Raw genomic sequence first — 13,541 nt, forward strand, 5'->3', positions numbered from 1 at the left:
TATACATAAGGTCCGGGCTGCTCCGCACAGCAACCAGTTCTGGAGTGATCGTGGGAAAGCTCGATGGCAAGGTCGCAGTGATCACCGGCGGCACGACCGGCATGGCACTGGCCGGCGCCCAACTGTTCGTCGAAGAAGGAGCCCACGTCTTCATCCAGGGCCGACGGCAGGGAGCGCTGGACGAGGCCGTCAAGCTGATCGGCCGCAACGTCACCGGCGTACAGGGCGACGCATCCGACCTGGGCGACCTGGACCGCCTGTACGCCACGGTCAGGAAGGAAAAGGGCTCGATCGACGTGCTGTGGGCCAGCGCCGGGACGGGCGCGCCGGCCAACCTCGGCGAGATCACCGAAGCCCAGTTCCACGACGCCTTCTATCTCAACGCGCGCGGCACCCTGTTCACCGTGCAGAAGGCACTGCCCCTGCTCAACGACGGCGCCTCGATCTTCATGACCGGCTCGAACGCCTCCCTCCGGGGCTTTCCCGGATGGAGCGTGTACGCGGGCAGCAAGGCCGTACAGCAGGCCTGGGCCCGCGTCTGGCTCAACGAGCTCAAGGACCGGAACATCCGCGTCAACGTGCTCACCCCCGGCCAGGTCGCCACAGCCAAGCAGGAAGAACTGTTCGACGAGGCAACCATGAAGGCCTTCGAAGCCCTCATCCCCCGCGGAAAGATGGGCCGCCCCGACGAGATCGCACAGGTCGCACTCTTCCTCGCCTCCGACGACTCCAGCTACGTCAACGGCCTGGAACTGGTCACCGACGGCGGCACCACCGTCGTCTGACCACCACGCACGAGCAGCCGTCGCACGCACACACAGCCGGGCCGTCCGATCACACCACGAGCCCGCCGAACCCGTCCGCCGCCGTCCGCGCCGCCGGGGGCTCAGCGATGCCCGTGCCGCCGGACCGCACCGTCGTGACGGCCGTCCGCGAACCGTGAACGAGATCGCAGCCCGCTCGGCGGTGAGCCGCCACCGTCCGCGAGGCCGTCATGACGGCCGTAGAGACCGTCAGCGAGGTGCCGGCCGACGCGCTGAGCCCGACCGGGCGCGAACGAGACGAAGCGAAAGTTCGAGAACCAGGAAGAGGGCACACCTCATGAGCAGCATCAGCATCATCGGCACCGGAAACATGGCCCGCACCATCGGCGCGCGGGCGATAGCTGGCGGCAACACCGTCGAGGTCATGGGCCGCGACCACTCCAAGGCCGTCGAGCTGGCCAAGGCTCTCGGCGGCGGCGCCACGACAGGAGAGTGGGGCGCCGCCCCGGCCGGGGACATCGTCATCGTGGCCCTGTTGTTCGACGGTGTCGTTCCGGCCGTCACTCGGTACGGAGACGCCCTCGCGGGCAAGATCATCATCGACATCAGCAACCCCTTCAACTCCGCGTTCGACGGGCTGGCCCACGGTGAGGCAACCTCGATCGCGCAGGGAGTCGCCGACGTGGCCCCGGCCGGCGCCAGTGTGGTGAAGGCCTTCAACACCGTCTTCCGTGACGTCCTGGAGAAGGGCAGGCCCGACGTCTTCATCGCCGGAGACAGCGCACAGGCCAAGGCGGCCACGGAGGCGTTCGTCAAGAGCCTCGGACTGCGCCCGCTGGACGTCGGCGACCTGAAGATGGCGCACTGGCTGGAAGGAGCGGGCGTGCTCACGGTGGGCCTCGCCGGCCACGGAATGGGGCACTGGGACTTCGCCCTCGGCGTCACCGAATTTCGCGGCTGAGCCTGACCGTCCCGCTCCAAGCCACCAGGCTCACCCGAGCCAAGCTGCGGTCGCCGCTGAGGAGGGCCGACTGCCGAGGCGGATTCGAGCCCGAGGCAGACCGGATCCACGAGACGTTCCGGCTCGCTCGGATGCGGCAACCAGCCCAGGCCGAACAGGCCATGGGATGCCGGACCCCGGCACTGCCGCGGCAACTCGAAGCCGCCTGCACCAGCGCCGATGACCTCACCGCCGCAGCGGTGGCATCTTCTGACACCCGCCCGGACGCCGAGATCGTCACCAGCGAGCCAGGGCTCGGCCCACTCATCGGCGCCCGGGTGTTCGCCACGATCGCAGGCGACCGCGCTACGACGAGGCCACCGCGTACCCGCCACCCGAGGCTGCTTGAGCCGCCCTCAACTGCTCGGCAGACCCACCACATCGGCTGTCCGGGAACCGTGCCACTCCCGCTGTCTCTTCACTTCTTCCGGCCCTTGCCCGCCCTCGGCCTGCGCGCGGGGGACGAGGGCCTCGGCACACGCGGGGCGGAGAACTGGCGGTTGATCGCGGTCTGGGCGCGGATGGCGTCGGGCAGGTCCGGCAGCGCCAGCAGCCGGTCGCACGCCCGTACGGCGGCCTCGAAGTCCCCCACCCAGTGGGCGGTGACGGAGTACTCGAAGAGCAGGCCCCAGCGGTACACCCAGGACCGGGTGAACAGCAGATCGTCCGGTTCCGGCCGCCCGACGACCTGGCCGAGCAGGGCGTGCGCGGTGTGATGACGGCCCCTCAGGCGCAGTCCCGCGGCCAGCTCGTAACAGGCCTCGAGCCGCCCCGGACGCGCGTCCCAGGCCCGCGAGAACGCGTCCATCGCCGCCGGCCAGTCGTCGGTCCTCTCCGCATGCAGGATCCCGGCCTCGAGCAACGAGACGTAGACCTCCTCGCCCCAGCCGCCCATCGCGGCCCGCCGCTCGTACAGGGCGATCGCCTCCTGCGCGTGCCCGAGGTCGCGTTCGGTGTTGGCGAGGTAGAAGACGGTGCGCGGGTTGCCGGGATCGCGCGCGAACTCCTCTCTCAGCAGCCGCGCGTCCCGCTCGAACTTGTCGCTGCGGCACCCCCCGTCGGCATGGTCCTCCACGACGAGCGCGTCCAGGTTCTCCTGCACATCGGGTTCGTCGGTGCAGGGGTACTCGTGGGTGACGCCCTCGTAGCGCCAGAGCCGGTCGCCCCGCATGAGGTGCTTGAACCGGTGCTGGGCGCCGGGGACGTCGTAGCGCAGCATGTACGAGTCGGCCATGAGCCGGGGCAGCGGGGCGTCCCGGCGCAGCACGTGGTCGGCGTCGAGGGTGAGCAGGTAGTCGGCGCGTCCCCGGGCACGCCGGATGTTCCGGGTCCGGTTGTGCCCGAAGTCGACCCAGGGCTCCTCGTGGAGCTCGCCGGGAATGCCGTCCAGCACCGAGCGGATCAGCTCCTGGGTGCCGTCCGTCGAACCGGTGTCGTCGATGACCCAGTAGTCGATGAAGGGGCGGACGGCGCTCAGACAACGCTCGATCACGCGCGACTCGTTCTTGACGATCATGCACAGGCAGAGGGTCTGCTGTTTCACCGCGCCAAGGTCGCACGGGGACGCCGCAGGGCCGCCGATCCACGCGGAAGCCGAACGCTGCTACCCCCCGAACAGCGCACCATGCCCATCTGGGTACTCACGGGCAGAAAAATGCCCCATCAGAACGCATCGACTAGTCCGATACGTCGATAAACGGCGCGTTCCATGCGACTGAACCGGCCATACCACCTCTTTCCGGTCAAGCTCACACCCGGGTTCGGGGCAGCCCCGGACCGGTCGAGGCAAGGAGCATGGACATGAGACCTGAGGCCGGCGCATCCTCGCCGCTCGGACCACTGGCCCGAGACAGGTTCAAGAAGGCCGGAACGCTTGCGTCGCTCGCACTGGTCCTGGCGACCGGCCTGGCCGCCCCGGCCGCCGCGGCCGCCCGCACCGTGACCGACCACGCGCGGGCGACCGCTCCCGGCACCGGCGACAAGTGCAAGCCCGGCCACCACAAGGCCCGTGTCGGCGAGGCCACCGGCCACGGCGACTGCAAGGGCCCCACAGGTCCCACGGGCCCGAAGGGGGCCACCGGCCCCAAGGGCGCCACCGGAGCCACGGGCCCGACCGGCCCGACCGGAGCCACCGGCGCCACGGGAGCGGCGGGCCCCTGCGTGGAGATCGACGGCTTCCAGGACCAGCAGGTGTACGAGGTCCGGGGCGCGGTGAGCAACGGCTTCACGTACGCGGGCATCCGCGACGTCCGCCCCGCCCAGGACCACACCATGAGGTGGACCGATCTGAGCAACCTCCCCGGCTACCCGGTTCCCGCGACGTCCGGCGTCGCCTGCGGTGTGTCCATCAACGAGCACAGCCAGGGCAACCAGGAGCTGGCCGGCATCAAGATCGACATCATCACCACGACGGGCCTGGTCTTCGAGACCATCTGCACGGAGTCCAACACCAACAGCAATCCGGCCACCCTGACCTGTCCGGGCCCCTGGACCTCGCTGAACTCACCCTCGCCGGGCGACAGCAACTCGTAGCCCCCTCCCTCAGGAGACGTGCGACCAAGCACGAGGGCCCGTCCCCACCGTCAGGTGCGGCCGGGCCCTCACCCTTCCCCGACCCAACTCGTCGGCCGGCGACCGATGAGTTCCGGAGCCCGGCGGGGTCTGCCTTCCCACAAGCGAAAGCCGTGCACGAGCTCTGTGAGGAAACCCATGACCGCACACGCCCTGCCACCCGTCGTCGACGCCGCAACGTGGGAACAGCAGCTCCGGACGCTACGAGCCCGGGAGAAGGCCGCGACGCGGGAACTCGACGCCATCGCAGCCGAGCGTCGCCGCCTGCCGATGGTCGAGATGCCCGACTACACGCTGGAGGGCGAGGACGGCCCCGTCCGGCTGGCGGACGTCTTCGAGGGCAAGCCGCAACTGATCGTCTACAACCACATGTGGTTCGCCGGCAAGGAATGGCAGTGCCCGGGCTGCACGGGGTTCACCTCGCAGTACACCCGCCTGGAGTTCCTCGACAACTACGACGCCCGGTTCGTCATCGTCACCCAGGGCCCGATCAAGGAGGCCCTCGCCTACAAGCAGCGGGTCGGCAACCGGATGCCGTGGTACTCGACCGCGAACAGCTCGTTCGGGGCCGACGTCGGCGCACCGCCCGACGGTGGCTTCGCGGTCAACGTCTTCCTGCGCGACGGCGACACCGTCTACCGCACCTGGCACACCGACGGCCGGGGCACCGAACAACTCGGCCACACCTTCCCCCTGATCGACCTCCTCCCCTACGGCCGCCAGGAGGAATGGCAGGACTCACCCGAAGGCTGGCCCCAGTCCCCCACCTACAGCCGCTGGGCCGGGTCCAAGGACATCGCCGCGCTCTACGGCCCGGACGCCGGCCCCGCCCACTGAGCCCCGGCCTCCTCACAGGGAACGGACCGTCAGTCCTCCAGCCGGACCGGCATCAGCATCGAGAAGGTGCCCTCGTCGTCGGGCCGGCGGATCACGACCGGCACCGTGGGGGCACCGAGCTCCAGAACCAGACGGTCCCGGGCTCCGGCGGCCAGCGCGTCCAGCAGGTACTCACGGTTGACCGCGACGCGGTCCGGGCCACCGCCGTCACCGTCCGCGCAGAGGCTCACCGTGTCGCCGTCAGTCACCGTGAGCACGCTGAGGTCAGGCGCTCCGGCCTCGCCCGAACGGACCGGACCGGTCTCCAGGACCGCGCGGAAAGCCGCCACCTCGACCACGGCACGGCGCCCGTCGGCCACGGGAAGGAGACGACGGTAGTCGGGGAAGTCGTGGTCGAGGCACAGCCCGGCCGCCTGCCCGTCCCCCGCCTCCAGAGTCACGCGATCACCGTCGACCGAGAACCGCACTGATCCCCCGCCGTCGAGCAGCGCCCGCATCGCATCGGCGAGCGGGGCACCCACGATGACCTGCACACGGCTCCCGCCGTACCCGGCGATCCCGGCCCGCGCGACGGCCATGCGGTACCGGTCGGTGGCCACGACATGGAGGCTCTCGCCCTCGATGTCGAGCAGGACCCCGCCGAGCATCGGCAGCTCCCGATCGGTGCTCACCGCGAATCGGACCGCGTCCAGCGCGGCAGCGAGCTCGGGCGCGGCGACGGTCAGCCGGACGGTGGCGGTACGGAGCGAGGTCATGGAGTTCTCCCGGTGATCGAGCAGGGCACGGAGCGCGGAGAACTCGCTGCGGGCATCGGACAGCCCCTGCTCGAGCCGGCGCAGGTGCGCCGTGAGCAGTTTCCGGACGAGGTCGGTGTCCACTCGGGACCAACTGGCCAGCACCAGCCGGATGTCCGCCAACGACATCCCCCCGCGACGCAGCCTGGCCAGCAGCCGGGCCTCCTCCACCTGCTCCGGCTCGTACCAGCGGTATCCGCTCACCGGATCCACCCAGGCCGGAACCAGCACACCGGCACGGTCGTAGAACCGCAGGGCACTCACGCCGAGGCCGCTGTCCCGGGCCGTCTCCCCAATGCTGCGCATGTCGTTCTCCACACCCAGCACCCTGACCCCTGAACAAGGTCGAGGGTCAACCCACGCCCCTCAACACCCCCGCCCCTCAATGCACATGCCCACCAGGCACACCCTCAGCGTTCTTCACCGTCAACGGCAACAAGGTCTTGCCGGTCGGCCCGATCTGGATGTGGGTGTCCATCTGCGGACACACCCCGCAGTCGAAGCAAGGCGTCCACCGGCAGTCCTCGACCTCTGTCTCGTCGAGGGCGTCCTGCCAGTCCTCCCAGAGCCAGTCCTTGTCCAGTCCCGAGTCCAGGTGGTCCCAGGGCAGGACCTCCTCGTACGTCTTCTCGCGGGTCGTGTACCAGTCGACGTCCACGCCGAAGGCGGGCAGTGTCTTGTCGGCGCAGGCCATCCAGCGGTCGTAGGAGAAGTGCTCGCGCCAGCCGTCGAAGCGGCCGCCGTCCTCGTAGACGGCGCGGATGACGGCGCCGATGCGGCGGTCGCCCCGGGAGAGGAGGCCTTCCACGATGCCGGGCTTGCCGTCGTGGTAGCGGAAGCCGATCGAGCGGCCGTACTTCTTGTCGCCGCGGATCTTGTCGCGGAGCTTGGTGAGGCGGGCGTCGGTCTCCTCGGCGGAGAGCTGCGGGGCCCACTGGAAGGGGGTGTGGGGCTTGGGGACGAAGCCGCCGATCGAGACGGTGCAGCGGATGTCGTTCTGGCCGGAGGCCTTGCGGCCCTCGGCGATCACCTTCATCGCCATGTCGGCGATCTGCAGGACGTCCTCGTCGGTCTCGGTGGGCAGGCCGCACATGAAGTACAGCTTCACCTGGCGCCAGCCGTTGCCGTACGCGGTGGAGACCGTGCGGATGAGGTCGTCCTCCGAGACCATCTTGTTGATGACCTTGCGCATGCGCTCCGAGCCGCCCTCGGGGGCGAAGGTCAGGCCGGAGCGGCGGCCGTTGCGGGTCAGTTCGTTCGCCAGGTCCACGTTGAAGGCGTCGACGCGGGTGGAGGGGAGGGACAGGCCGATCTTGTCCTCCTCGTACCGGTCCGCCAGGCCCTTGGCGATGTCGCCGATCTCCGAGTGGTCCGCCGAGGAGAGCGAGAGGAGGCCCACCTCCTCGAAACCGGTCGCCTTCAGGCCCTTCTCGACCATGTCGCCGATGCCCGTGATCGAGCGTTCGCGGACGGGGCGGGTGATCATGCCCGCCTGGCAGAAGCGGCAGCCGCGGGTGCAGCCGCGGAAGATCTCGACCGACATCCGCTCGTGGACCGTCTCGGCCAGGGGGACGAGGGGCTGCTTGGGGTAGGGCCACTCGTCCAGGTCCATGACCGTGTGCTTGGACACGCGCCACGGGACGCCCGACCTGTTGGGGACCACGCGCGCGATACGGCCGTCCGGGAGGTACTCGACGTCGTAGAACGCCGGGATGTACACCGAGCCCGTCTTCGCGAGGCGGAGGAGTACCTCCTCGCGGCCGCCCGGCCGGCCCTCGGCCTTCCAGTCGCGGATGATCTTCGTCATGTCGAGGACGGCCTGTTCGCCGTCGCCGATGATCGCCGCGTCGATGAAGTCGGCGATCGGCTCGGGGTTGAAGGCCGCGTGTCCGCCGGCCAGCACGATGGGGTCGTCGAGGCCACGGTCGCGGGACTCCAGCGGGATGCCCGCCAGGTCCAGCGCCGTCAGCATGTTCGTGTAGCCCAGCTCCGTGGAGAAGGACAGTCCGAACACGTCGAAGGCGCCGACGGGGCGGTGGCTGTCCACCGTGAACTGCGGGACGTCGTGCTCCCGCATCAACGCCTCCAGGTCCGGCCACACGCTGTACGTGCGCTCGGCGAGGACGCCCTCCTGCTCGTTCAGGACCTCGTAGAGGATCATGACGCCCTGGTTGGGCAGACCGACCTCGTAGGCGTCCGGGTACATCAGTGCCCAGCGGACGTCGCAGGACTCCCACGGCTTGACGGTGGAGTTGAGCTCTCCGCCGACGTATTGGATCGGCTTCTGCACATGCGGGAGCAGAGCTTCGAGCTGCGGGAACACAGACTCCGCGGCCGCAGCGACTTCGGCAGGCATCTCGCACACCTTCGTGGGCTGGACTGAACTGACAGGGATGACCACCCAGCCTAACGCGGTGACGGCCACCCCTCGAACGCCCGGAAGGTCAGAGGGCCTGTACCCCGTCCTTGATCCCGTCCCAGAAGCCGGGCAGCTCGCTCTCCACGGTCGCCGCCCGCTGCTCCTCGCGGCCGTAGAGCAGCCCGTAGGTGAAGGCGCTCTCGCCCGACGCGTGGGCGACGGCGGACAGCTCGCGCAGGGTCTGCCGGGCCATGACGCTGTCCTGGTGCTCGCCCAGGAGGTTCTGCAGCGACTTCATGGACTTGACGAGGTCCTTGGCGGGTTTGCCGAGGACGGGGTGGGCCGTCTCCGCCGCGTACCGGGTGCGCTTGGTCTTCTTGCGGGCCTCATGGATCGCGATGTCCCGGTCGCTGCCGGGGTCGAGCTCCAGCGCCTGTTCGACGAGCCCGGTGACCTTCCCGAAGTCCTTCTTCACGGCCTTGGTGAGCACCGGCCCTGGCTTCTTCCCGGCCGCCTTCAGCAGCGGCGGGTCGGCGATCAACGTGTCCAGGGTGTCGAGCAGGGCGAGGTAGCGGCGGGAGTCCAGGACGCCGATCAGCCGCGCGCTCGCCCCGCCGGGCCGGTCACCGGCCCACATGGCGAGCCGTTCGGCGACGGATCCCGAGACCAGTGCCCGAGGCACCTGGTCGAGGGCGGCCGTGAGGCGTTCGCTCAGCACCTCGCGGTCGCGGTCGACGCCCAGTTCGCCGGCCAGCCATTTCAGTTCGTCGCCGATCGGGTCGGTGACGGCCCGGTCGAGGACGGTGCCGTACGACTTGAGGGCGCTGCGCAGCCGGCGGGTCGCGACGCGCATGCTGTGCACGGAGTCCTCGACGTCCCTGCGGACGGCCGGGTCGAGCTCGACGATCGCGTCCCGCTGGGTCCGTACGTACGCGAGGACGTGGTCGCCCGCGGTCACGGGGTCCCCGGTGACCGGGCGCTTCTTCCTGGGGGCCGTCTCCGCAAGAGCCCGGGCCAGTTTCGAGGACGACGCGGACGGCCGTACGCCCGCCTTGCGCAGCCGCTTCTCCACCTTGTCGAGGAAGGCCGGGTCGCCGCCGTCGGCGAGCTCCACCTCGATCTCGGTCCACTGGGCGTCGCCGAGGCCGCCGCTGAGCCGCTCGGCGTGCACGGCGTCCACGCTGACCTCGGCGAGGAGCCGGCCCTCCGCGTCGAGGAGGTGGCGTACGTCACGGTCCGAACGCAGGCGCACCACCGGCAGCACCTCGACGTCCCGGACCCGGGAGCGCACCAGAGCGGCGAGCTCGTCGGGGAGGGTGTCGGACATCGGGGCCCGGATCTCGTCGCGCACGCCGGGAGCGACGGGGAACTTCAGGTGCCAGCCGGCGTCGGATCCGCCGGTGCGGCGGCGCAGGGTGATCGAGGAGGTGATGAGGCGTTCGTCAACGGTGTCGTAATAGGTGGCGTCCAGATGCGCCACGCCCTTGTCCACGACTGCCTCGACCCCGGCGACTCCCGTCAGGTCGGGCAGTCCGCTCTCGTGGGACTCGTACTTCCGCTCGATCTCCCGCTTTGTGTCCGCCATGACCCGAATCTAGTGGCCGGGCGGCTGTTGTGGCAGGGGGCCACCGCCACCCGGCTCACCCCGACCGCCCCCGCTCACACTCCGGCGCGGCCGGCCTCGCGGCCCAGCTCACCCCCGCGGCCGGTTCATCCGGGCCTACGCCGACATCGGCCTCTGCACTCTGATCGACTGCAGCAGCCCGACTGCCACCCACACCGCGAACATCGACGATCCGCCGTACGACACGAACGGCAGCGGCAGTCCGGTGACCGGCATGATCCCGAGGGTCATGCCGATGTTCTCGAAGGCCTGGAAGGCGAACCACGCGACGATGCCGGCGGCCACGATCGTGCCGTACAGCTCGGTCGTCTCGCGGGCGATCCGGCAGGCCCGCCACAGGACGACCCCGAGCAGGACGATGATCAGGCCCGCGCCGACGAAGCCCAGTTCTTCACCGGCGACGGTGAAGACGAAGTCGGTCTGCTGCTCCGGCACGAACTGGCCGGTGGTCTGCGAACCGTGGAAGAGACCCGCACCCGTCAGTCCGCCCGAACCGATGGCGATGCGGGCCTGGTTGGTGTTGTAGCCGACGCCCGCCGGGTCGAGGCTGGGGTTGGCGAAGGCGGCGAAGCGGGCGATCTGGTACTCGTCCAGGATGTGCAGCTGCCAGACCGCGATCGCGCCGGTCGCGCCCGCGGCGAGCAGGCCGAAGACCCAGCGGTTGGAGGCGCCGGAGGCGAGCAGCACACCGAGCACGATGATGACCATGACCATGACCGACCCGAGGTCGGGCATGAGCATCACGATCAGCATGGGTACGGCGGCAAGGCCGAGCGCCTGGAGCACTGTGCGGTGGTCGGGGTAGGGCTTGTCGCCCGCGTCGACCCGGGCCGACAGCAGCATCGCCATGCCCAGGATGATCGTGATCTTCACGAACTCCGAGGGCTGGAGCGAGAAGCCGCCGCCGAGCACGATCCAGGAGTGGGCGCCGTTGACCGTGGAGCCCAGCGGGGTGAGCACCATCAGGAGCAGGAGGACCGAGGCGCCGTAGAGCAGGGGCACGGCGGTGCGCAGGGTGCGGTGGCCGACCCAGACCACGCCGATCATCAGGGCGAACCCGATGCCGGTGTTCATGAGGTGGCGGAGCAGGAAGTAGTACGGGTCGCCCTGGTTGATCTCGGTGCGGTTGCGGGTCGCCGAGAAGACGAGGATCGATCCGATCATGGAGAGGGCGAGGGCCGAGAACAGTATCGGCCAGTCCAGCCGGCGGGCGAGCGAGTCGCGGGCCAGCAGCCGGGTCCAGCCCGCGCGTGCGGGGCCGTATCCGGAGACCTGGAAGCTGTTCGCCCCGGTCATGTGAGCATCCTCCGGCTTCCCCGCCCGCGGCGGCGCCTGCGTGTGTCGCGGTTGCCGGGGGTCGCCGTGTTCACGGTCGCGCCCGGCTGTGTCTCGTCCGGCTCGGGAGCGCTCTGCTGGCTGGCCCGCTGGTCCTTGGCCGGGTCCTTGGCGATTCTCGGGGACTTGATGGTCCCGTCCGTCTGGATCTTCGGCAGGCTCTTCTGGGGGGTGGGGAGCAGGGCGTTCTTCTTGTCGATGGTGCCGTCGTCGGAGACGCCGTACAGGGCGTTGTAGATGCCGCGCACGGCCTCGCCGGAGGCGCCGGAGCCGGTACCGGCCTGGGCGATCGTCATGATGACCGTGTAGTCCTTGGAGTACGTGGCCAGCCATGACGTGGTCTGCTTGCCGTAGACCTCGGCGGTACCGGTCTTGGCGTGCAGCGGGATCTTGTCCTGCGGCCAGCCCCCGAACTTCCAGGCGGCCGTACCCCGGGTGACGACTCCTTCAAGGGCTGTGTCCATCCCCTTGAGGGCGGCCTGGCCGATCGGCAGCTTGCCGACGGCCTTGGGCTTGATCTCGTGGACGGTCTTGCCGTCGGCGCTGACGATCGCCTTGCCGATGGTCGGCTCGTACATGGTGCCGCCGTTGGCGAGCGCCCCGTAGATCTTGGCCTCCTGGATCGGGGTGACGAGGGTGTCTCCCTGGCCGATGGAGTAGTTGATCGAGTCGCCCTCGCGCATCTTGTTGCCTTCGAGGCAGTTCTCGTACGCGATCTTCTCGACGTAGGTGCCGTCCTTCTTGCCGGTCCTGCACCAGGAGTCCTTGTTGGCTTTCCAGTAGTCCTGCTTCCACTGGCGGTCCGGGACTCGGCCGGTGACCTCGTTGGGCAGGTCGATGCCGGTGGTCTTGCCGAGGCCGAACTGGTGGGCGGCCTTGTAGAAGTAGTCCTTGGGCTCACCCTTCGCGGGGTTGATGCCGCCGTCCTTCTTCCACTCCCGGTCGGCGAGGCCGTAGAAGACGGTGTCGCAGGAGACCTCGAGGGCGCGGCCGAGGGAGATGGGGCCGAAGTTCTCCCCCTCGAAGTTCTTGAAGACCTGGTTGCCGACCGTGTAGGAGCTGGTGCAGGGGTAGCCGCCGTCCCACTCGTAGCCGGCCTCGACCGCGGCGGCCGTGGAGACGACCTTGAACGTCGAACCGGGCGCGGACTGACCCTGTATGGCCCTGTTGAGCAGCGGGTAGTCGGAGTTCTTGCCGGTGAGCTTCTTGTAGTCCTTGGCGGAGATGCCACCGACCCAGACATTCGGGTCGTACGTCGGTGCGGACGCCATGGCGACGATCCGGCCGGTCTTGGCCTCCATCACGACCACGGCACCGGAGTCGGCCTTGTAGTTCTCGCCGGTGATCTTGTCGAACTGCTTGCGGGCGGTCTTCATCGCGTCGTTGAGCTCGTACTCGGCGACGCGCTGGACGCGGGCGTCGATGCTGGTGACGAGGTTGGCGCCGGGCTGGGCCTTGTCCGCCTCGGCCTCGCCGATGACGCGGCCGAGGTTGTCGACCTCGTAGCGGGTGACGCCGGCCTTGCCGCGCAGTTCCTTGTCGTACTGGCGCTCCAGGCCGGAGCGGCCGACCTGGTCGGAGCGCAGGTAGGGCGAGTCGGTGTCCTGGGCCTTGGTGATCTCGTCGTCGGTGACGGGCGAGAGGTAGCCGAGGACCTGGGCGGCGTTGGACTTGCCGGGGGCGGCGTAGCGGCGCACGGCCTCGGGCTCGGCGGTGATGCCGGGGAAGTCCTCGGCGCGCTCGCGGATCTGCAGGGCCTGCTTGGGGGTGGCCTCGTCGGTGATGGGGATCGGCTGGTAGGGCGAGCCGTTCCAGCAGGGCTGGGGCGTCTTCGCGTCGCACAGCCGGACCTTCTGCGTGACCTCGGCGGCGGTCATGCCGAGGACCTTGGCCAGCTTGGTGAGGACGGCCTTGCCGTCGTCCCTCATCTTCAGCAGGTCGGTGCGGGAGGCGGAGACCACCAGCCGGGTCTCGTTGTCGGCGAGCGGCACTCCGCGGGCGTCCAGGATCGAGCCGCGCACCGCGGGTTCGACGACCTGCTGGACGTGGTTGCCGGACGCTTCCTTGGCGTACGCGTCGCCCTCGCGGATCTGGAGGTACCACAGGCGTCCGCCGAGGGTGCCGAGGAGGGACAGCACGAGGATCTGGATGACGACGAGTCGGATCTGGACCCGTGGGGTCCGTCCGGTCTCGGGGATGTTGGTCACTGCGGTTGCCGCCCCCTCTCAGTGCGCCGACGTGTGTGCGCGTACGAATG

At 69.5% G+C, this 13,541-nt stretch carries 10 protein-coding genes; 4 read left to right on the top strand and 6 right to left on the bottom strand.

Features of this window, described 5'->3' with window-relative positions:
• Positions 1 to 50: 50 nt before the first annotated feature.
• Positions 51 to 785 carry an SDR family NAD(P)-dependent oxidoreductase gene (locus ACZ48Z_RS17595; protein WP_468736740.1) on the top strand — a complete coding sequence of 245 codons (735 nt, stop codon included), beginning with the start codon at positions 51 to 53 and terminating at the stop codon, positions 783 to 785.
• Positions 786 to 1,101: 316 nt separating this feature from the next.
• Positions 1,102 to 1,725, top strand: coding sequence for an NADPH-dependent F420 reductase (locus ACZ48Z_RS17600; protein WP_468736741.1), 624 nt, complete (start codon positions 1,102 to 1,104; stop codon positions 1,723 to 1,725).
• Positions 1,726 to 2,182: 457 nt separating this feature from the next.
• On the opposite strand, the gene ACZ48Z_RS17605 is transcribed toward ACZ48Z_RS17600, so the two are convergent.
• Positions 2,183 to 3,307, bottom strand: a complete 1,125-nt coding sequence (locus ACZ48Z_RS17605; RefSeq protein ID WP_468736742.1) for a glycosyltransferase — start codon at positions 3,305 to 3,307, stop codon at positions 2,183 to 2,185.
• A gap of 257 nt (positions 3,308 to 3,564) precedes the next feature.
• Here ACZ48Z_RS17605 and ACZ48Z_RS17610 point away from each other — a divergent pair, with 257 nt between their 5' ends.
• Both ACZ48Z_RS17610 and ACZ48Z_RS17615 read left to right on the top strand, forming a co-directional pair.
• Positions 3,565 to 4,296 carry a hypothetical protein gene (locus tag ACZ48Z_RS17610; protein WP_468736743.1) on the top strand — a complete coding sequence of 244 codons (732 nt, stop codon included), beginning with the start codon at positions 3,565 to 3,567 and terminating at the stop codon, positions 4,294 to 4,296.
• 177 nt (positions 4,297 to 4,473) lie between these two features.
• On the top strand, positions 4,474 to 5,172 hold the full coding sequence (locus ACZ48Z_RS17615; protein WP_468736744.1) for a DUF899 domain-containing protein: 699 nt from the start codon (positions 4,474 to 4,476) through the stop codon (positions 5,170 to 5,172).
• A 29-nt stretch (positions 5,173 to 5,201) separates the two neighbouring features.
• On the opposite strand, the gene ACZ48Z_RS17620 is transcribed toward ACZ48Z_RS17615, so the two are convergent.
• The 5 genes from ACZ48Z_RS17620 to mrdA form a co-directional block, all read right to left on the bottom strand.
• Positions 5,202 to 6,272, bottom strand: coding sequence for a DNA polymerase III subunit beta family protein (locus ACZ48Z_RS17620; protein WP_468736745.1), 1,071 nt, complete (start codon positions 6,270 to 6,272; stop codon positions 5,202 to 5,204).
• A 76-nt stretch (positions 6,273 to 6,348) separates the two neighbouring features.
• Positions 6,349 to 8,322 (bottom strand): TIGR03960 family B12-binding radical SAM protein, encoded by a 1,974-nt coding sequence (locus ACZ48Z_RS17625; RefSeq protein WP_468736746.1) that lies wholly within the window; start codon positions 8,320 to 8,322, stop codon positions 6,349 to 6,351.
• A gap of 88 nt (positions 8,323 to 8,410) precedes the next feature.
• On the bottom strand, positions 8,411 to 9,910 hold the full coding sequence (locus ACZ48Z_RS17630) for a CYTH and CHAD domain-containing protein (RefSeq protein WP_468736747.1): 1,500 nt from the start codon (positions 9,908 to 9,910) through the stop codon (positions 8,411 to 8,413).
• A gap of 135 nt (positions 9,911 to 10,045) precedes the next feature.
• The gene (gene rodA, locus ACZ48Z_RS17635; RefSeq protein ID WP_468736748.1) at positions 10,046 to 11,245 is read right to left on the bottom strand and encodes a rod shape-determining protein RodA; all 1,200 of its coding nucleotides are present in this window, start codon (positions 11,243 to 11,245) and stop codon (positions 10,046 to 10,048) included.
• On the bottom strand, positions 11,242 to 13,491 hold the full coding sequence (gene mrdA / locus ACZ48Z_RS17640; RefSeq protein ID WP_468736749.1) for a penicillin-binding protein 2: 2,250 nt from the start codon (positions 13,489 to 13,491) through the stop codon (positions 11,242 to 11,244). Before mrdA ends, rodA begins: the two co-directional genes overlap by 4 nt.
• Positions 13,492 to 13,541: the final 50 nt, after the last annotated feature.

Source organism: Streptomyces sp. NPDC031225, assembly GCF_055570355.1.

Excerpts from the sequence above, each read along its gene's own strand:
- ACZ48Z_RS17600 (WP_468736741.1), top strand. The coding sequence starts at position 1,102 with ATGAGCAGCATCAGCATCATCGGCACCGGAAACATGGCCCGCACCATC.
- ACZ48Z_RS17610 (WP_468736743.1), top strand. The coding sequence starts at position 3,565 with ATGAGACCTGAGGCCGGCGCATCCTCGCCGCTCGGACCACTGGCCCGA.
- ACZ48Z_RS17615 (WP_468736744.1), top strand. The coding sequence starts at position 4,474 with ATGACCGCACACGCCCTGCCACCCGTCGTCGACGCCGCAACGTGGGAA.
- ACZ48Z_RS17620 (WP_468736745.1), bottom strand. The coding sequence starts at position 6,272 with ATGCGCAGCATTGGGGAGACGGCCCGGGACAGCGGCCTCGGCGTGAGT.
- ACZ48Z_RS17625 (WP_468736746.1), bottom strand. The coding sequence starts at position 8,322 with ATGCCTGCCGAAGTCGCTGCGGCCGCGGAGTCTGTGTTCCCGCAGCTC.
- ACZ48Z_RS17630 (WP_468736747.1), bottom strand. The coding sequence starts at position 9,910 with ATGGCGGACACAAAGCGGGAGATCGAGCGGAAGTACGAGTCCCACGAG.
- rodA (WP_468736748.1), bottom strand. The coding sequence starts at position 11,245 with ATGACCGGGGCGAACAGCTTCCAGGTCTCCGGATACGGCCCCGCACGC.